General features: G+C 32.0%; 18 protein-coding genes. 12 read left to right on the forward strand and 6 right to left on the reverse strand.

Annotated features, from left to right (window positions below):
• Positions 1–263: 263 nt before the first annotated feature.
• From LQ679_RS05825 to LQ679_RS05855, 7 genes are all read left to right on the forward strand, one after another.
• The gene (locus tag LQ679_RS05825) at positions 264–2,291 is read left to right on the forward strand and encodes a BglG family transcription antiterminator (RefSeq protein WP_239762247.1); all 2,028 of its coding nucleotides are present in this window, start codon (positions 264–266) and stop codon (positions 2,289–2,291) included.
• Between the two features lie 19 nt (positions 2,292–2,310).
• Positions 2,311–2,778 carry a PTS sugar transporter subunit IIA gene (locus LQ679_RS05830; RefSeq protein WP_037590476.1) on the forward strand — a complete coding sequence of 156 codons (468 nt, stop codon included), beginning with the start codon at positions 2,311–2,313 and terminating at the stop codon, positions 2,776–2,778.
• A 57-nt stretch (positions 2,779–2,835) separates the two neighbouring features.
• Positions 2,836–3,114, forward strand: coding sequence for a PTS sugar transporter subunit IIB (locus tag LQ679_RS05835; RefSeq protein ID WP_037590477.1), 279 nt, complete (start codon positions 2,836–2,838; stop codon positions 3,112–3,114).
• A gap of 84 nt (positions 3,115–3,198) precedes the next feature.
• Entirely contained in the window at positions 3,199–4,458 is a 1,260-nt protein-coding gene (locus tag LQ679_RS05840) for a PTS galactitol transporter subunit IIC (RefSeq protein WP_107565950.1), read from the forward strand.
• 20 nt (positions 4,459–4,478) lie between these two features.
• Positions 4,479–5,510: a zinc-binding dehydrogenase gene (locus LQ679_RS05845; protein WP_239762248.1), complete on the forward strand. Its 1,032-nt coding sequence runs from the start codon at positions 4,479–4,481 to the stop codon at positions 5,508–5,510.
• A 41-nt stretch (positions 5,511–5,551) separates the two neighbouring features.
• Positions 5,552–5,710: a hypothetical protein gene (locus tag LQ679_RS05850; RefSeq protein WP_088592136.1), complete on the forward strand. Its 159-nt coding sequence runs from the start codon at positions 5,552–5,554 to the stop codon at positions 5,708–5,710.
• A gap of 26 nt (positions 5,711–5,736) precedes the next feature.
• The gene (locus LQ679_RS05855) at positions 5,737–6,774 is read left to right on the forward strand and encodes a galactitol-1-phosphate 5-dehydrogenase (RefSeq protein ID WP_239762249.1); all 1,038 of its coding nucleotides are present in this window, start codon (positions 5,737–5,739) and stop codon (positions 6,772–6,774) included.
• 491 nt (positions 6,775–7,265) lie between these two features.
• Here LQ679_RS05855 and LQ679_RS05860 read toward each other — a convergent pair whose 3' ends face one another.
• Complete coding sequence (locus LQ679_RS05860) at positions 7,266–8,147, reverse strand: nuclease-related domain-containing protein (RefSeq protein ID WP_239762250.1); 882 nt, start codon at positions 8,145–8,147, stop codon at positions 7,266–7,268.
• 104 nt (positions 8,148–8,251) lie between these two features.
• Positions 8,252–8,758, reverse strand: a complete 507-nt coding sequence (locus LQ679_RS05865; protein ID WP_037590484.1) for a P-loop NTPase family protein — start codon at positions 8,756–8,758, stop codon at positions 8,252–8,254.
• Between the two features lie 116 nt (positions 8,759–8,874).
• Here LQ679_RS05865 and LQ679_RS05870 point away from each other — a divergent pair, with 116 nt between their 5' ends.
• Positions 8,875–9,459: a LysE family translocator gene (locus LQ679_RS05870; RefSeq protein ID WP_204259048.1), complete on the forward strand. Its 585-nt coding sequence runs from the start codon at positions 8,875–8,877 to the stop codon at positions 9,457–9,459.
• A 175-nt stretch (positions 9,460–9,634) separates the two neighbouring features.
• On the opposite strand, the gene LQ679_RS05875 is transcribed toward LQ679_RS05870, so the two are convergent.
• Positions 9,635–11,278 carry an alpha-keto acid decarboxylase family protein gene (locus LQ679_RS05875; RefSeq protein WP_159315955.1) on the reverse strand — a complete coding sequence of 548 codons (1,644 nt, stop codon included), beginning with the start codon at positions 11,276–11,278 and terminating at the stop codon, positions 9,635–9,637.
• Between the two features lie 214 nt (positions 11,279–11,492).
• Here LQ679_RS05875 and LQ679_RS05880 point away from each other — a divergent pair, with 214 nt between their 5' ends.
• Positions 11,493–11,939 carry a MarR family winged helix-turn-helix transcriptional regulator gene (locus tag LQ679_RS05880; protein WP_239762251.1) on the forward strand — a complete coding sequence of 149 codons (447 nt, stop codon included), beginning with the start codon at positions 11,493–11,495 and terminating at the stop codon, positions 11,937–11,939.
• Between the two features lie 56 nt (positions 11,940–11,995).
• On the opposite strand, the gene LQ679_RS05885 is transcribed toward LQ679_RS05880, so the two are convergent.
• Both LQ679_RS05885 and LQ679_RS05890 read right to left on the reverse strand, forming a co-directional pair.
• Positions 11,996–12,217, reverse strand: coding sequence for a hypothetical protein (locus LQ679_RS05885; RefSeq protein ID WP_037590487.1), 222 nt, complete (start codon positions 12,215–12,217; stop codon positions 11,996–11,998).
• Between the two features lie 7 nt (positions 12,218–12,224).
• Positions 12,225–13,400, reverse strand: coding sequence for a DUF418 domain-containing protein (locus tag LQ679_RS05890; protein WP_239762252.1), 1,176 nt, complete (start codon positions 13,398–13,400; stop codon positions 12,225–12,227).
• A 134-nt stretch (positions 13,401–13,534) separates the two neighbouring features.
• On the opposite strand from LQ679_RS05890, the gene LQ679_RS05895 reads away from it, so the two are divergent.
• The 3 genes from LQ679_RS05895 to LQ679_RS05905 are packed head-to-tail and all read left to right on the forward strand — an operon-like array spanning position 13,535 to position 16,029.
• The gene (locus LQ679_RS05895) at positions 13,535–14,194 is read left to right on the forward strand and encodes a response regulator transcription factor (protein WP_204253272.1); all 660 of its coding nucleotides are present in this window, start codon (positions 13,535–13,537) and stop codon (positions 14,192–14,194) included.
• A gap of 4 nt (positions 14,195–14,198) precedes the next feature.
• A complete protein-coding gene (locus LQ679_RS05900; protein WP_037590492.1) occupies positions 14,199–15,662 on the forward strand; it encodes a sensor histidine kinase in 1,464 nt (487 codons plus the stop codon).
• A gap of 13 nt (positions 15,663–15,675) precedes the next feature.
• Entirely contained in the window at positions 15,676–16,029 is a 354-nt protein-coding gene (locus LQ679_RS05905) for a hypothetical protein (RefSeq protein ID WP_239762253.1), read from the forward strand.
• A gap of 643 nt (positions 16,030–16,672) precedes the next feature.
• On the opposite strand, the gene LQ679_RS05910 is transcribed toward LQ679_RS05905, so the two are convergent.
• Positions 16,673–18,979, reverse strand: coding sequence for a SpaA isopeptide-forming pilin-related protein (locus tag LQ679_RS05910; RefSeq protein WP_239762254.1), 2,307 nt, complete (start codon positions 18,977–18,979; stop codon positions 16,673–16,675).
• Positions 18,980–19,150 lie beyond the last annotated feature (171 nt).

The following is a 19,150-nucleotide window of genomic DNA, read 5'->3' on the forward strand; positions in this document are numbered from 1 at the left end:
TGTGTGCTTGCCCCCTTTTTACCCCTTTTCTTACTTAAGTTAAATCTACTATGTATTCAATTTTAATAATATTCATGCATTTAAAATTATTCGTTGTATCTTACAAACGTTGTCATATCAGTATAATCACAAAGGTGTACACAAAAGTTAATAACATTTGTGATTAAAGCTTGTACAACTCTTTGATGACCTGTGTTAAATTATGACTAACAACAAAGGAGGTATTCAAAATACAAAAAGAAAACTTTAATATCATTTCAGAAATGATAAAAAATCCAAAAGTAAAAGGCAAAGACTTAGAATCAATGTTTAACATTTCACGAAGACAACTTGGGTACAGGATTCAAAAGTTAAATGACTGGTTTAAAGAACATGATTATCCGGAAATCGAACGAACTAGCCAAGGTTATTTTATCGTTGATGACACCATTAAAGATTTTCTTAATGTTCCAATTGAATCCACCTATCAAGAGAATGAGCAGGTATATACCGCATACCAACGTGCACACCTCATTTTATTGATGTTGTTTAGTGAAGAAGAAGGTCTTTCATTAAATCACTTCTCAATTGATTTAGAAGTCAGCAAAAATACGATTCTAAATGATATTAAGAAATTGAAAGAACTTCTACAACCATACGAAGTTAATTTGAAATATAGTCGTACAAATGGTTATTACTTAGCTGGTAGTGAATTTGAAATTCGAAGGCTTCTTATGAGGCTCATCGATAAAGTCTTTACAATGCATATTGCTCAGTCTGATATCGTCAAAAGTTTAAGTATTATTGATGAAAAAATTGAATTAATCAATAAACAAATCACTAAAATCGAACAATATTTAGACAGGAAATTCATTGATCAAAGTACACAAACATTACCTTATAAACTTTATTTAATTTTACGAAGAATTAAGAATGACAAAATTGTTTCATCATTTTCTATAGGATATGACGATTTATCGGATACGAAAGAATATCAAGCAACAGAAATTTTGACATCGAACTATCCAAATATTCCGAGACAAGAAAAGTTATTCATTACTTTACAGTTGTTGTCAACGAGTGTTCAGTGGTCAGATGTCAGTGATGTTCAACATATCCCAGAACTCAAAAAAGCACTTATAGACATGATTGTTCAATTTGAAAAAATTACTTTTATTAAATTTAAAGATAGAGATTCTTTGATTAACCAATTAATGCTTCATATGGAACCTGCTTTTTACAGAATTCGATATCAATTATCTGATGTAGAAGGTTTAGAAAATTCCTTAAAAGAAGATTATAAAGAACTCTTTCATCTCGTTAAATTATCTTCAAAACCTTTAGAAAAGTTCTTCGGGCAATCATTACCTGAAAATGAAATTGCTTATTTAACCATACTGATTGGTGGCAGTTTAAGAAGGCAAGATGAAGAAATTGAACAAAAAGTAAAAGCAGTCGTTGTTTGTACACAAGGTACATCCATTTCTCAGCTCATGTTACAAGAGTTGCGAAGTGTATTTCCTGAATTTATATTCCTTGATGCATTGTCATTACGTGATTTCAATCAGTATGAATTAGACTTTGATATCGTCTTTTCACCGATGCATATCATGACACCTAAAAAATTGTATATCACGAAAACGATATTAACTGCTCAAGAAAAACATGAACTACGGCAACATGTATTCGGTCAATTAAATAATACGATGGAAACAGAAATACAAGTCGAAAAAATGATTTCGGCTATTAGAGAACATGCAACAATTCATAATGAATCAGAGCTTTTCAAAATTGTAAAAGCACAATTTGAAGATACGTATGCATATTCATCAGTTAAAGCATCAACATTATCTATCAATAGTACTTTGAACTTACAAGATTTATTACCAACCAATCATATCAATTTTGTAGAGCGCGTAGCTGATATTAAAGAAGCCATTCAATTAACGGCTAATCCGTTAGTAAGAATGAACTATGTCGACCCGCTTTATATAGATAAGATGCATGCAGCATTTGATGATACGTATATGGTTATTAACCAAAATATCGCAATCCCTCATGCTGATGGTGATCAAGTCGTTCATAGGACTGCAATGAGTATGTTGATTCTGAAAGAGCCACTCGAGTTGAGTACTGGATTAAAAGTTCATATCTTCGTAGCAATCGCTGCTACAGATAAGTTCAAACATTTAAGACCACTACTACAACTGAGAGATATGTCTCAAGACGATGAAGCTATACAACAAATTGTTCAAACAGATTCAAAAATTGATGTATATAAAATCATTCAACACTTTTCAAAAATAGATTAAGTCAAAGGGGTTGCATAATATGCAAGATTTAAAGATCGATGCTTCTAACGTCATTCTAGATTTAGAAGCTAAGACGAATGTTGAAGCGTTGAGTAAGTTGTCAGATGTTATGTATCAAAATAATTATGTTAAAGACACTTACAAAGACGCAGTGATAGAAAGAGAAAAGTCATTTGCAACTGGTTTACCAACTGTATATTGCTCAGTGGCAATCCCACATACCGACATACAACACGTTCAGACGAGATCAATAGGTATTGCAGTACTAAAAGAAACCGTTCCATTTGTCATTATGGGAGAAATTGAAGAAACAACAGATGTGAAATTAATATTCATGTTAGCAATGGATAAAGAAGATGCTCAACTATCATTATTACAAAAACTGATGGGAATCTTCCAAAACGATCAATTACTTGAATTGATTGCCAATGCACAAGATAAACAAACGATTGTAGATGCAATAGATAAAGAATTAAGCGAAGTATAAAAAAATTAACAGGAAGAGTTCGATGTACACATCGACTCAAATTAGGAGGAAATTATTATGAAACAAGTATTAGTAGCATGTGGAGCAGGAATCGCAACGTCAACAGTGGTTAACAACGCAATTGAGGAAATGGCTAAAGAACACAACATTAAAGTAGATTTAAAACAAATCAAAATCTCTGAAGTTGGTGCATACGCTGATACAGCTGATTTATTAGTAACAACAGCAATGACACAAAAAGAATACAAATTCCCAGTTATTAACGCACGTAACTTCTTAACTGGAATTGGTGTTGAAGATACTAAGAAAGAAATTTTAGACGCTTTACAAAGTTAAACAAATTCAAAATTAAAAACTAGCATGAGGTTGGAATAAATCATATTTCATCCTCATTCTTCTAAAAAGAGGATGGTGTAGGGAATGAATGGTTTTGTAAATTTTATTCAAGCATTTCTTGATTTAGGTGCAACGGTAATTTTACCGATTGTCATATTCTTATTAGGGTTATTTTTCAGACAGAAAGTTGGCGCAGCATTTAGATCTGGTTTAACGATTGGTGTTGCCTTCGTAGGTATTTTCTTAGTAATTGATTTACTTGTTAACAATTTAGGACCAGCAGCACAAGCAATGGTTAAAAATTTAGGCGTAAGTTTAAATGTAATCGATGTAGGTTGGCCTGCTACATCATCAATTGCATGGGCATCTGTTATCGCTGCATTTATTATTCCTTTAGGTATTGTGATTAATGTCATCATGTTATTAACTAAAACAACTAAAACAATGAACGTTGATATTTGGAACTTCTGGCACTATACATTCTGTGGTGCAATGGTTTATGCCGTTTCGGGAAGCATTTGGCAATCATTAGTTGCAGCTGCATTATTCCAAATTGTCTGCTTAAAAGTAGCTGACTGGACTGCACCAATGATGAGTAAATTCTATGATTTACCAGGTGTATCTATTGCAACTGGTAGTACGATTTCTTATGTACCTGGTATCTTCCTTGTTAAAGGGCTTCAAAAAGTGCCTGGTATTAACAAATTAAATGCTGACCCAGATACAATTCAAAAACGTTTTGGCGCTTTCGGTGAATCTATATTTGTTGGTTTAGTACTTGGTTTAGCAATTGGTTTATTAGCTGGCTACAACGCTGGTGACGTTATTAACTTAGGTATGTCAATGGCTGCTGTTATGGTCTTAATGCCTCGTATGGTTAAGATTCTTATGGAAGGTTTAATGCCTGTATCAGAATCAGCTCGTACATGGTTAAACAAACGCTTTGGAGATCGTGAAATTTATATCGGTTTAGATGCTGCGGTTGCATTAGGTCACCCAGCTGTTATCTCAACTGCTTTAATCTTAGTACCTGTAACTGTATTATTAGCTGTTATTTTACCAGGTAACCAAGTATTACCTTTTGGTGACTTAGCAACAATTCCATTTATCGTCGCATTTATCGTAGGTGCAGCACGCGGTAATATCATACATTCAGTTATTGTAGGTACAATTATGATTGCAATTTCACTATACATCGCAACAGATGTAGCACCTATCTTCACAAGCATGGCTGACGGTACTAGTGTGAAAATGCCATCAGGATCTTCACAAATCTCAAGTCTTGACCAAGGTGGTAACATCTTAAACTATATTATCTTCAAGTTCTTTGCATTGTTCAACTAACATTAAGGGGATGACTTTAAATGAAAGCATTAGTAAAAACAGCACCTGGTTTTGGTAATTTAGAAATTTTAGATAAAGAAATTCCAGAACCAAATGAAAATGAGATAAAAATAAAAGTTCATTATGCCGGTATTTGTGGTACAGATGTCCACACATATGAAGGTCATTACAATGTAAACTTCCCTGTAACACTTGGCCATGAATTTTCTGGAAAAATCGTTGAGCTTGGTGATAAAGTTGAAGGATTCGAAATTGGTGATCGTGTAACGTCTGAAACAACATATTATATTTGTGGTGAATGTGAATACTGTCAATCAGGAGACTACAATTTATGTAATCATCGTAAAGGTTTAGGTACGCAACAAAACGGTGGCTTCACACAATATCTTGTAGCAAGAGCAGCAAGTGTTCACAAGTTACCTGACAATGTTTCATATAAAGCCGCTTCTATGACTGAACCACTTGCTTGTGCACATCACGCAGTGTCTAAAATTGAAATTAATCAAGGTGATACTGTTGTTGTTATGGGACCAGGTCCAATTGGTCTTCTCGTCGCACAAGTCGTTAAAAGTAAAGGTGGCAAAGTCGTTATAACTGGTTTAGATAACGATAAAGCGCGTTTAGCAAAAGCAGAAGAATTAAATTTAGATCATGTTGTGAATATTCAACATACAGACTTAAAAGAATATGTTAATAACATTACAGACGGATACGGCGCAGACGTTGTATTAGAATGTTCAGGCGCTGTACCTGCTGCTAAGCAAGGTCTTGATCTATTACGCAAAAAAGGTCTATATGTTCAAGTTGGTATTTTTAAAGATCCCGAAATACCTTTTGATTTAGAAAAAATCGTTCAAAAAGAAATTAGAGTTGTTGGTAGTAGAAGTCAGAAACCTGCTGATTGGGAACCATCATTACAACTCATGAGTACTGGACAAGTAAATGCAGAAGCACTTGTTACTGCTGAGCTTGATATTACTGAATGGGATGAAGGTTACAATCACATTAAAGGCGGCGAAGGTATTAAAGTATTACTTCGCCCTATCGAATAAACAAATAATCTTTTAAAAGATAAAAAAGGAGAATGTTGATTATGGTTGAACACATGTTAGATTTTATGCTTGGGCCAATGAGAGGTATTACACAATTCTATATGGATAATTTACTCGTATGTAATAGTGCTGTCTTCTTAAGTTATTTCGGTTCTAAACTTTTCAAGAAGAAGAAAGTGACTTCAGAACAAACCTCATAATATAAATAGAGGGGAGGATAATACTTTTGAAAGCCTTAAATTTATATGGTATTGAAGATTTAAGATTTGAAGAAACAGCTGTACCAAAGATAGATGCACCGAATGATGTCATTATAAAAGTTAAAGCAACAGGTATCTGTGGATCAGATACCTCCCGTTACAAAAAGCTTGGACCTTACAAACAAGGTATGACGTTCGGACATGAATTTTCAGGAATTGTTGAGGAAGTTGGTAGCGACGTATCAGGATTAAATGTCGGAGATGCTGTAACAGGATGCCCTGCTGTCGTATGCCATCAATGCCATTACTGTGAAAAAGGCGAATACTCACGTTGTGAAAATTTATATGTGATTGGATCATATGAACCTGGTTGTTTTGCAGAATATGTGAAACTCCCAGCAAGCAATGTACTTAAAGCACCAGAAAATGTAGATTTAGATACTGCAGCAATGGTCGAACCTTCTGCAGTCGTTGCACATGGATTTTACAGAACACGAATGAAGCCGGGTGCAACTGTAGCAGTCATGGGATGTGGTAGCATCGGATTACTAGCCATTCAATGGTCGAAAATATTTGGAGCTGCTAAAATAATCGCAATAGATATTGATGACCATAAATTAGAAATCGCTAAGCAACTCGGCGCGGATTATACGATTAATTCTAAAGAAACAGACTTAGATGAGGCTATATATGCAATACCTGAAAAAATTGATGTTGCTGTTGAATCAGCAGGATCACCGTTTACGATAGGACAAGTACTTACCTTACCAACTAAAGGTGGCGAAGTCTTACTATTAGGTATTCCATATTCAGATATCGAGATTCACCGTCAACATTTCGAAAAGATATTAAGAAATGAGCTTAATGTTATAGGTTCATGGAACGGTTTATCCGCCCCATTCCCAGGAGAAGAATGGGCAGCTACATTACATTATATGTCTACAGGAGAAATTGATGTGAAACCCATTATCTCCGATGTACTTCCTTTATCAAAAGGACCAGAAATATTTGATAACTTAGTAAACAGAAAGAAACAGTACGATAAAGTAATCTTCCACCCATAAATAAACATAACCATATATCAATATTATCTTAAGAAGGAACAGGGGCGCACATAGTGCACCCCTTTTTTTGGTTGGGGATTGGGGGGTGATAATAAAAGTACGGCGCCTATTTATCTTGTTTGACCAGTCTTGATAAATACAAGGCCCCTATTTATCTTGTTTGCTCAGTCTTGATAAATACGAGCTGCCTATTTATCTTGTTTGACCAGTCTTGATAAATACGAGGCGCCTATTTATCTTGTTTGGTTAGTCTTGATAAATACAACGCGCCTATTTATCTTGTTTGCTCAGTCTTGATAAATACAAGGCGCCTATTTATCTTGTTTGGCCAGTCTTGATAAATACAACGCGCCTATTTATCTTGTTTGCTCAGTCTTGATAAATACGAGGTCCCTATTTATCTTGTTTGGCCAGTCTTGATAAATACGAGGTCCCTATTTATCTTGTTTGGCCAGTCTTGATAAATACACTTCAAAACTTAAAGATGATACTTATTTATTATCAAGATAATATTTCTTTGGCTTCTTATTTATAAACCTAAAATTTTTATCAAGCACCCTTCTAATAGTTAAACTATTCTCCACCTCACACCATTTTTGAGCTTCTGATAAAGTAAACGGCTCCCCTTTGCAGGTATAGAATTCCATTAAATTATACAAGTACAATTTATTTCTACTAATTTCAACGTGACAGAATTTACAACGTAAATATTTCTTTCGTTCTTCTACCTCAACTGTATTCAATCTCTTACATTTCGGGCATTTCAATCCTGGTCTTAAACTAGACATTGGGACTTTTTTAATGTTGTTATAAAGATGTGAAAAGTCACTATGCTCTTGTTGAAACATATGTAAGATATTAGCATTTTCTATAGTATGATTATTTTTGAACATATATTTAAGTTTGTGTAATTCTGTTGGTAATAGGATATTGAATTGATGAGGCATTGTACCTTTTAAAGTAAATTTGGGGTTTGAAAAAATAAGATAGGAATGTAAGGGTTTGTTGATATTCAAATGGGATATTAAATGATTCAATTCATGATTGGCTCGTCGCAGTTGTTGAAAAGGTGTATAAAACATGTTTCCAAATTCGTTCATAAGCTGACCATCTTTAATCGTATAATCTCCGGAATAATGTTTAACTTTAAAGTGACATATAGCATCATCCGTTACAATTAAAAAATCAATTTGAACGCGATTTTTGTAGTTTATATGAAAATCATATAAATAATGAAGATCTGGATATTCATCAAGAATATCTTTAATGAAAAGTTCACCCTCCAGACCTTTAATATAGTTCCTCGTATCTTCATCAAGTTTATCTTGAATGATACGATTTTTGAGAGCCAGTAAGTATGTTTGACTGTTCATCGATGCACCTCCATAATTCTTTACAATTATTATAGAGAATGCGCAGGAAAAGATAAACTAAAATATTACAGTTCGTTATATATATTTAATAAACCTATACAACATTAACTTTCCTGCAGTTTATCACAAAATAATTTAGTGTCATGTTTAGACTTTAATACTATCCATTCATTTTGATTACTATATTTATCTTTTAAATCAAGTAATCTTTTATCATGATGGTCTTTAAAATTCCAAACAAATTTAATAAAACTCCAACTCATTCTTTTAGGATTCCCTCCTTCAGATTTTCTATAAAAACTTTGAAGAAACCTTTTAAAAACTCTAAATATACAAATTGCTCTACTATAATTTAACCAGATCACAATGTCGGCTTCCCTCATTCTTAATTCCAAAGTACTGTTATAATTACCATCAATAATCCATTCATCTAATTGAGTAATATTTTTTAATATTTCTTCAAAAGTCTCACTATCTATTGTTTTGTTACTATTTTGCCATTTTATTTCATCTAAATGATATAAAGGAATTCCTAAGTTATTATGTAATTTATTTGATAATGTTGATTTACCTGAGCCCGGACATCCAATAACCATAATACGTTGTTTCATACTTCCACCTTCTTTTTATAAAATTCAAAACATTCTCCCCCCACCACCAACCATTTACAATCACTTCTTCTATCGATACAATACTCTCAATAGTTAAATTTGAAGGGGCGTTTTATATGACTTTATTATCTATGACGATTTATGCGATTGTTTCTAGCTTCACGCCTGGACCTAATAACATTATGTCTTTATATTATTCTAAACAAACTGGTCTACGAGGTACAGTAAGATTCTGTATCGGTGTTGCGCTTGGCTTCTTTTTATTACTACTCGTATCTAATTTCTTTAGTTCTGCTCTCTATCACCTATTCCCTAAAATACAATTATATATGAAGATTTTCGGGGCAATTTATTTACTTTATTTAGCATACAAAATTGGAACGAGTAAAGGTACGGATGCTCAATCATTTAGTAACAGATACAATAATATTAAATTTGGTATGTTGTTACAGTTCGTAAATCCTAAAGGTGTGATTTATGCGTTAAGTGTTGTAGCTGCATTTATAACGCCAAACTTTGAACACTTCTCTATCCAAATCATCTTAATTACATATTTAGCGCTCATCGGATTTCTTTCCTCGTTCAGTTGGAGTGTCTTTGGTTCAATCTTTAAAAAGTTTATTAATCAACATGAATTAGCATTTAATCTCATAATGGCACTACTTCTCGTTTATACTGCCTTCTCCATCCTCTTCACATAAAAAAATGGGAGCGTGGACAGAAATCTAATTTAGATAAAAAGATTTCGTAGTCCCGCCCCGGCAAGGATGACTAGAGTTGAAAAAAGCTTGCTACAAGCGCATTTTCAATTCAGTCATCTACAGCCAAGATACTAAAAGAGTCAGAGACGTTACATTATGTCCCTGACTTTTTGTATTAACTATTTTGTTTTGAGAATGCTTGTCCGATTGCGTCTAGTTTTTCTGGTGCGTCTGATACGCCCATTTTAACTTCTATGAAATGCATTTGATTTGGTTCGTTGTTAATTTTTAAGAATACATTTTCTAAATCGGCAGATGTTTCTACGTCGTGAACGGCTACTGTATCTTTACCGCCAAATACGGCTGGTAACATTTTGTAGTCCCACATTTGAATATCATTATATACTTGGTGTTCGCCGTGGATTTTTCTTTCAACTGTGTATCCATCATTATTAATAACAAAAATAACAGGTTTAAGGTCGTTTCTAATCATTGTTGAAATATCTTGTGCTGTTAATTGTAATGAACCATCACCGATTAATAATATATTTCTTCTATATAAATTAGACATTTGTGTACCGATTGTTGCTGGTAATGTGTAACCGATTGATCCCCATAATGGTTGTCCAATAAATGTATTGTCTTTATATAAGTTAAGGTCATACGCACCGAAGAATGAAGTACCTTGTTCTGCTAAGATGATATCATCTAATCCGATAAAATCTTGCATCATTTTAAAGTAAGTTTCTTGTGTAAGCGGCGCATTATCAACTGTGTAATCACCTTTTTCTGGACGATTATTTTCTGGGAAATGTGCTTCGTTTTTATATTCAATATCAAGTAATCCGTTCATTAAACTTGGTAATGTATATTCTGATGAAGTTGTATCATTTAATTTGAAATCTAAGTGATTGATCATTACAACATCATCAATATCAAATCCATAAGAATAACCTGCAGTTGCTGAATCTGTTAATTTAGCGCCAATATTTAAAATAGCATCACTGTTATCTACATAATTTCTAATCTCTTCTTCTGCAATACTACCATCATAAATGCCCATATAATAACGACTTTCTTCATTAAATGCACCTTTACCTAAAGAAAGTTGTGCAACTGGAATTTGTGTTTGTTCAACAAAGCGTTCTAATTCATCATGTAATTTAAAACTATTAATTTCATGTCCAGTAATGATAACTGGTTGCTGAGCTGTTTTTAATTTTTGTTGTACCATTTCAATGTAATGTGAAACATCTTGATTAATCATTTCTGCTGGTTTAAAGTCTTCTTCAACTTCAATTTCTGCTTGTGCTACATCGATTGGTAAATGTATATGAACAGGTCTTTTTTCAGCTAATGCTGCATTAATTAATCTTGGAATTTCAGTCTGAGCATTTTCTACTGTAATATAACCTTGAGCTGTTGTGATTTCTTTAAACATTTTTCTATAACTATCAAACTTACCTTCACCTAATGAATGGTGAACATATTTACCCGCTTCTTCAACAACTGTTGTTGGTGCACCTGTAATAGCTATTACTGGCACGCGTTCTGCATAAGATCCTGCAATACCATTAACTGCACTTAGTTCACCAACGCCAAATGTAGTGACCATTGCACTGATACCATTCATTCTTGCATATCCATCAGCAGCATAACTTGCATTTAATTCATTCGTATTGCCTACCCATTCCATATCTTCTCTGCTTACAATATCGTCTAAAAATGCTAAATTAAAATCTCCAGGAACACCAAATACTTTTTCTACTCCTACTGTACTTAATGAATCCATTAAATATTCCCCGACACGTTTTTTCATATCCGATTCTCCTTTTCTATTTTTATGAATCAATTTAAGTCAATATAGTTGACCTATTAATGTAAAAAATAAACCTTTGATTAAATATCAAATGTTTAATAATCCCTATAACAATTCTTAGTATATACCTACTTTAAAATTAAGTCAACCTCATTGACCTAAAAATGAATTTTTAACAACTATCCTTTATAATAGTTGAAAAGGAGTCGACACGATGGATAATAAAAACAATTATGATCATATGCTTTTTTATTTCGCATACAAAACATTTATCAATACAGCTGACGATATTATTAAAAACCATGGCATGAATAGACAACATCACAGATTTTTATTTTTTATAGATCAAATGCCAGGTATAACAATTAAAGATTTATTAGTTACACTTGAAATATCAAAACAAGCTTCTCACGCTTCATTAAAAAAATTAAAAGAGAAAAAATTAATTAGATATGTAGACTCTGACAATGATAGACGTGTGAAACATTTATACCCTACTGAAGAAGGTAGTGCTTTAGTTCATAAATTGAACCAAGCACAAAATGAATTATTACAGCAAACGTTTGAAGAAGCTGGTACAGAGTGGCACGATTTCATGGAACACCTTGCAAGTATGAAAAGTGGATTTAAAAATGTTAAGTCTATTAAACCGAAAGAATAGCAATCAAAAATGGGAGCTGGATAACACGTCCTGCTCCCTCTCTTTATATATTTAAACTAATCTCTTTGTTCATATGTGCGCAATGAACTATAAACGACAATGCAGATGAAATATAAAATAACAATGATGATGAAACTATATGGCACACGTTCTAAATAGAACCAACTTAATTGCAAATCAGTAAATTGATTAAGCTGCTGAATGACATATCTTGCGACTAATAGCCCTGAAAATACGACAAATAATATGCGTGCGACTTTCTTAACTATTTCAATCATTATTATTTCATCTCCTCTTTCCTACTTTAATTTTCCAATGTGTAAACATTCGAAGTATATATTCTAACGGACCATATCGCCAATGCTTTTGATACCATGTTGCAAAAAGCATTTGTAATACATAAATTAATATAAAACTAAACGATGTCACTATGAGTATATCTTTACCGAATAATCCTAATCCATAGCCATATAGAATGAGTGTTCCGATAATACTTTGTAAAATATACATCGATAACGACATTTTACCGAGACTTTCAAACCCTCTAAATATTAAGTTTTGTTGATACGTTTGATATAAATATTTAAATAAACAAATATAGCTGATGGCCAACAATATACCAAATATCATGGCAATGCTCTCTGCTGCATTTTCATTAGATAACCATAAATAAGAGGACTTTCCTAATATCCATACTGGTGTTATATATATAAACCATTTTGAAATGTGTTGATCTTTAATACGTTTTTCAAACCATTTATATTTAGATAAACATATACCTAAAGTAAAATACGGAACTTCTATAAACAGAATCATTACAAATAACCAACCTATATTATCGCCAAGCATTGCTTTTAATTGCATGAATTTCGGATCTTGTATCGTGTCATCTGCTTCACGAATATCCCAATAACTACCTTCACTAAATAATGTTTTAACTTCATGCACATACGAAGCTTTATCACTCGTTTCTATAATAGGAGCTGAAGTATCAAATAAAGAGCCAACCGACATTACTAATATGAACCCAAATCCAATAATCGTCACCCATTTAAAAAATTTACGATTCAATGAAATGAACGGAATCACGATTAACATCGATAGTGCATAACCAAATAATATATCTCCTTCCCATATAAAATAAGCATGTAAACTACCTAATATTAATAAGAAAATGGCTCTTCTTAACAGTTTAATTCTCGGACGTTTAACTTGTTTACTTTTCATAGATTGATAGAGCTTATCTAAAGAAAAACCAAATAAAATCGCAAATATGGGCATAAAGCTGCCTTCAAATATAATCTTGATAATATGATAAATTGTTTGATTCAAACCACTTAAATGATACTGTTCTATGTATAATTGGCCTGTTAAACCAAATTGAAAAATTAATAAATTGGCCATAAATATGCCAAATAAACTAAATCCTCTTAGTGCATCGGCAACTTCTATTCTGTTCATTCTATTCACCTCACATATTATATTAACAAGTTAAAATAAAATGTGACTTATATAAACCTTAAATCTGACTTAATTTTACATATACGTGTAGATACATATAAAATGAAAATATACAATAATATAGAGGTGTAAAAATGACTGCCAAAATATTAATAGTAGAAGATGATTTAGATATACAAACATTGATAAAAATATCCTTATCGAATAAACAATTAGGTGACATATATTTAGCAAGCGACAAACCAGAAGCTGAAGCAAAATTAAAAGCCCATCACTTTGATGTTGTGTTGCTTGATTTAAACTTAAAATCAGAAAATGGCTATGAACTCGTCAAATATATTAAACATGAAGATACTAAACTTATTATCGTTACAGCGAAAGATTCTGATTTAGATGTTTATAAAGGATTTGAAAATGGTGCTGTAGATTATGTTAAGAAACCATTTGATCCTATTGAACTTGCTTATCGCGTTTCCGTACATATTAAAAATATCAATACGCATCATAATAAGAACTTGCAAGTCAATCTTGATACAACTGACGTTATCACAAACAACAAAAAAGCTAACCTGACATCAAGAGAATATGACCTTCTCGCTTATTTCATTAAAAATAAAAACCAAGTTTTGACGAAGAGTCAATTATACGAACGTGTATGGGGTTATTCAGTCAGTGTGGATGACAATACATTAATGGTTCACATACGTACATTACGCAAAAAAATAGAAGATGACCCGAATAATCCTCAACTTATACAGACAGTTCGGGGTAAAGGTTACATATATAGAGGTTAATGAAATGAATAAAAGATTCACATGGAAATTCACGAAATACATTTTTATTTTTCTTACGATTACTTTTATTATAGGTGTTATCGGCATTTGGCTTTTCTTTACCAATGTTATAAAAATTTCTTATTCCGATTTAGATGATGTTGATGATTTTTATATGGATTTTTCAATATCAAATGAAGAAAACGGCTATAAATTAAATGATGATTTAAAACAAAAATTAAAAGACAATCATGTTCAGTTGTATATTATCGATAAAAATGCCAATGTCCTTTATCCTAAAAAACAAATGAATTTGAAAAATAAAATTGTTGAAAACTTATACAACACTCAAGCTATTCCATTTCGCAGTGATGACTATAGCGTCATATTAATTTATCCAAAATCACATAGACATGCTATTCAATCAACAGAAAATATTGATACAAAGAAATTGATAAGTAGCTTGTATATCAATAATTACAATAAATATTATCATGTCGAAAAGGATAATCAATTAACATTTATAGATAATCCTGCTTATCATAAAGTAGAATATACAGATGAGTTTAATGACATTGAAAATAAGACATTTAAATTTTTAGCACTATCTTATTTATTATTGATTATACTCAACATGATTTTAGTAATCATTTTCGCATTTATCATTTCTAAAAGACTTTCTAAGCCATTATTCTTCTATACCGATTGGATAGAAAATCTTTCTAAAGGTAAATTATTTAAACCAAGCTCTAAACACTACAACAAAAGAAGCAAAAAATTATTTAAAGAACTTAATGATTCTGTAGAAAGCTTAAACTTACAACTGACTGAAGATAAAATCTATCAAAATCAAATTAATTACTACCGCGAGAAATGGCTTAATCAACTATCTCATGATTTAAAATCACCTTTAACATCTATTTATGGTTACGCCAAACTATTATCATCAGAAGAAATTGATACTAAGAAATATGCGATTTTAATTTCAGACAAAGCTGCATATATGACTGAGCTGATTGATAGTTTAAATAATAACTTTAGATATGAAACAGACCAAATGACCATTCATAAAGAATCATTCGATATTACAGAAACATTAAAGCAGCTGAGAAGAACGATACAATATGACAAGCTTGAAATTATCAATGAATTAACAGAACAAAAATTTTATGGCAATAAACTATATTTTGAACGTATGATGATGAACCTTATAGATAATAGTATCGATCATAATAAGTGTAACCCAAACATCGAAATCAACATTAAGAATATAAATGAAGGTTTAGAAATTAACTACAAAGATGACGGTGTTGGCATAAGCAAGACGACAGAGAAACACATGCTTCATTCAAATTACACAACAAAAGACAACAAAGAAGGACACGGTATCGGTTCAACAATCATCATGGATTGCATCACATTTCATAACGGAACCTTTAAAATTATGCCCTCTACAAAAGGTGTAAACTTCAAAATCCATTTAAATTAAGGAGCTGAGAAGAATGAAGGAGAAATTGTTTTATAGTGTGACGTATGGATTGTATATGATTTCAATTCTTTTATTAACCCAACTTATTATCTTCAACAAAGTGGATTTAGCGTCATTAATTGGTTCAATAATCGGAATTTCACTAGTTATGCCACTAGTTTTAGCAAGTGATATATATAAAAAAGAAAAATACAATATCTTTACTAAAGAATATTTAATACTATTTAGCTCATTAATTATCGCATTCATCTTAATAAGATTATTCGTTGCTCCCGATTACAGAATATATCCTATGATGGTGATTGTTGTTATCTTGATTACATATGAATTCATTAAGAGAAGAAAGAAAAAGAAGCTCGAGAATTGAGCTTCAAGTGTTTAAGTCACTAGACAAATTGTATTTTTTCATGATATTCTATAATCAAATAAAGGTAACGTGCTGGAACACGTTACCTCAACAAGCCCGTTTAAGTGACGGTGACTGCATATAATTAATTTAATAACCTTCTATACATGTCAAAGCGAATAGAAGGTTATTTTTTTTGTCTTTTATTAATTACAATGACTACTTCAATAAACATTAGTACTAATATACTCATGCTTATTTTGAGTTGCATTGCAATTTCAATAGAAAACAAAGGCTATCCTCCTTTCTAAAGATTGTTTAAATACCTTCATAGGCATCAACCTCCTTAGATTGGATTAGCCACCATCTACCCAACTTGCTTGTGACATCATTATACCATTATATGTTTTTCCAATTCTATAAAAAACACATAAAATTTTATTGAAGTTATATCTATACAAATACTAATAATTTATTTATAATAGAGTTATAAGCCCGTTTAAGTGACGGTAGCTGCATATAATTTTAATAACCTTCTATATGCACGCTAAAGCGAATAGAAGGTTATTTTTTTATGTTTTTATTCATAAAAAGACGCTCAAAAATTGAGCGTCTTTTTTGTATAGTCGTTAGTCTTTATTTGCAATTAAGGCCAACATTTACCTTATTTTTGTTTTTTTCTAAAGAATAGTAATACAGATCCAATTGCTAATAATAATAGTATGCTTGCTGTTGTTATTATTGGATGATTTTGTATGACTTCACCAGTATTAGGTAATATTCCATCTTTATCATTTTTTTGTTTTTGTTGTGTTTTGTCAGATGTTGCAGTCATATTTCCATCTTTTTCAGTATTATTTTTAGCTTGATCTTTATTTACATTTTCTTCACTTGATTTACCTGATTTTGCTTCTTCTTTATTTTGAGCTTCTGGTGACGGTTTTTCATATGTTGGTTTATCTGGTTTTGGATTATCTGGCTCTGGTTTGTCTGGATTTGGATTATCTGGTTTTGGTTCATCTGGTTTCGGATTATCCGGTGTTGGTTTATCCGGTGTTGGTTTATCTGGTTTCGGATTATCTGGTTTTGGCTCATCCGGTCTTGGATTGTCCGGTGTTGGATTATCTGGTTTTGGATTGTCCGGTGTTGGTTTATCTGGTTTCGGGTTATCTGGTTTTGGCTCATCCGGTTTCGGATTATCTGGTTTTGGTTCATCCGGTTTCGGATTATCTGGTGTTGGGTTATCTGGTTTTGGATTATCCGGTTTTGGTTTATCTGGTTTCGGATTATCCGGTGTTGGATTATCTGGTTTCGGATTATCTGGCTCTGGTTTGTCTGGATTTGGATTATCCGGTGTTGGATTATCCGGTGTTGGATTATCCGGTGTTGGATTATCTGGTTTTGGTTCATCCGGTGTTGGATTGTCCGGTTTCGGATTATCTGGTTTTGGATTGTCCGGTGTTGGGTTATCTGGTTTTGGATTATCCGGTGTTGGATTATCTGGTTTCGGATTATCCGGTGTTGGGTTATCTGGATCTGGGTTGTCTGGTTCTGGTTTATCTGGATCTGGCTTGTCTGGATCCGGCTTGTCTGGTTCTGGTTTATCTGGATCCGGATTATCTGGATCCGGATTGTCCGGTGTTGGGTTATCTGGATCTGGGTTATCTGGTTCCGGATTGTCCGGTGTTGGGTTATCTGGTTCTGGATCTTTAATGTTCACAACAGTCAAATTAATTTCTTTATCTTTTTCAAAATCTAATACAACCTTACTAGGAAAATCAGCTTCATTAATTTTATATCCATCTGGAATTTTAGTCTCTTTAAGCGTGTGTGTTCCACCTTTAATATTTTCAAAAACTAATGTCCCATTTGAATCAGTCGTTCCTTTACCAACTACTTCTCCATCTAAATTAACTAATTCAAATTCTGCACCTTCAAGTGGTTTTGAATTTCCTTTTTCATCATTTCCAACTTTAGAAATCACTACTTTACCACTATATTTTGCTAAATCTCCTTCTGCCTTACCGCCAGAGTTAATATTCTGAACAACAGCATTAGAATGCTCTATTATTTGTTTTTCATTTTTATCTATATATGTAACTGATGATTGATTTTCAAATGATTTCAATGAATTATCAGTGATCTTTGTTGAATAATAGACAATTAATTCATTGTAACTAGGTGTGTTGAACCTAATATTTATCGTTTTATTGGTAACATCAACATTTCCTAATCCAGCATTTTCAAATTCTTCAACTGTATAAAATCTTGGTTGTGCTTCATTTACTTGTTTTACCGATAATTGCAAGCTATCTTTATTTAATTCCATACCGCTTCCAATATTATCAGATATTAAAGCTGGATCATTTCCTCTAAAATAATCTTGCTTGTTATTGAATCTTATTGCCCATTGTATATTATTTACGTCATCTGGGAGTATCTGTCCGGTTTTATGAAATATCTCTTCCGATTTTCCTCCTGCAGAAGACCCATTATTTACAGTTATCACTTTAGTGATATTTGTATTTCCAAAATCTAAGTCAACTTTATGTGATCCTTCTTCTGATTTATTTATTTCTGCTTCAAAGAAGAATTCTCCTCTAATATTATCTAATTTTTCTACATTGTCATTAAAAGTACAATTAACAGAATTATTAGATACCTGACATGTACCAAGTTCTGTACCCTCAGAATTTTTCAAAGAAATTGCTGAATTAAATCCTAATAATTCCTTCGGGAGCAAAACTGATAAAGTATCGTTTGGTGAAATTTTAGTACCATTTCCGGCAAAGGTTACGGATATTTTAGTTCTTTCTCTATGTGAAAATTCACCATTAGAACCATCTTGTTTAGTAACATTGATGTCTTTAATAACATGGTTCGTTAAGTCCTTTGCTTGAACTTGTTTGTTAAAACTAAAAATTTGTGTAAAAAGTAATAAAAAAATAATTATAATTGAAACTTTCCTCATATTAACCTCCTAATTTTTGTATATTTTTGGTTATTATACCATTATTTATCAAAAATAAAAATATTTTCTAAACAAAATTGTTTGAAAAATATTTCTATTATAGAAATTAGTTAGCTTTATCTAAAAGTTTATTTACTAATAATAAAATATAGTATTTCTATAAAAATGGTC

It is taken from the genome of Mammaliicoccus sp. I-M35 (assembly GCF_022386455.1).
GTDB lineage: Bacteria > Bacillota > Bacilli > Staphylococcales > Staphylococcaceae > Mammaliicoccus > Mammaliicoccus sciuri_A.

What these genes read in the sequence shown, in the direction of transcription:
- LQ679_RS05850 (WP_088592136.1), top strand. Translation starts at nt 5,552, where the DNA reads ATGGTTGAACACATGTTAGATTTTATGCTTGGGCCAATGAGAGGTATT.
- LQ679_RS05905 (WP_239762253.1), top strand. Translation starts at nt 15,676, where the DNA reads ATGAAGGAGAAATTGTTTTATAGTGTGACGTATGGATTGTATATGATT.
- LQ679_RS05895 (WP_204253272.1), top strand. Translation starts at nt 13,535, where the DNA reads ATGACTGCCAAAATATTAATAGTAGAAGATGATTTAGATATACAAACA.
- LQ679_RS05880 (WP_239762251.1), top strand. Translation starts at nt 11,493, where the DNA reads ATGGATAATAAAAACAATTATGATCATATGCTTTTTTATTTCGCATAC.
- LQ679_RS05865 (WP_037590484.1), bottom strand. Translation starts at nt 8,758, where the DNA reads ATGAAACAACGTATTATGGTTATTGGATGTCCGGGCTCAGGTAAATCA.
- LQ679_RS05885 (WP_037590487.1), bottom strand. Translation starts at nt 12,217, where the DNA reads ATGATTGAAATAGTTAAGAAAGTCGCACGCATATTATTTGTCGTATTT.
- LQ679_RS05875 (WP_159315955.1), bottom strand. Translation starts at nt 11,278, where the DNA reads ATGAAAAAACGTGTCGGGGAATATTTAATGGATTCATTAAGTACAGTA.
- LQ679_RS05835 (WP_037590477.1), top strand. Translation starts at nt 2,836, where the DNA reads ATGAAACAAGTATTAGTAGCATGTGGAGCAGGAATCGCAACGTCAACA.
- LQ679_RS05845 (WP_239762248.1), top strand. Translation starts at nt 4,479, where the DNA reads ATGAAAGCATTAGTAAAAACAGCACCTGGTTTTGGTAATTTAGAAATT.
- LQ679_RS05900 (WP_037590492.1), top strand. Translation starts at nt 14,199, where the DNA reads ATGAATAAAAGATTCACATGGAAATTCACGAAATACATTTTTATTTTT.
- LQ679_RS05830 (WP_037590476.1), top strand. Translation starts at nt 2,311, where the DNA reads ATGCAAGATTTAAAGATCGATGCTTCTAACGTCATTCTAGATTTAGAA.
- LQ679_RS05840 (WP_107565950.1), top strand. Translation starts at nt 3,199, where the DNA reads ATGAATGGTTTTGTAAATTTTATTCAAGCATTTCTTGATTTAGGTGCA.
- LQ679_RS05890 (WP_239762252.1), bottom strand. Translation starts at nt 13,400, where the DNA reads ATGAACAGAATAGAAGTTGCCGATGCACTAAGAGGATTTAGTTTATTT.
- LQ679_RS05825 (WP_239762247.1), top strand. Translation starts at nt 264, where the DNA reads ATGATAAAAAATCCAAAAGTAAAAGGCAAAGACTTAGAATCAATGTTT.
- LQ679_RS05910 (WP_239762254.1), bottom strand. Translation starts at nt 18,979, where the DNA reads ATGAGGAAAGTTTCAATTATAATTATTTTTTTATTACTTTTTACACAA.
- LQ679_RS05860 (WP_239762250.1), bottom strand. Translation starts at nt 8,147, where the DNA reads ATGAACAGTCAAACATACTTACTGGCTCTCAAAAATCGTATCATTCAA.
- LQ679_RS05870 (WP_204259048.1), top strand. Translation starts at nt 8,875, where the DNA reads ATGACTTTATTATCTATGACGATTTATGCGATTGTTTCTAGCTTCACG.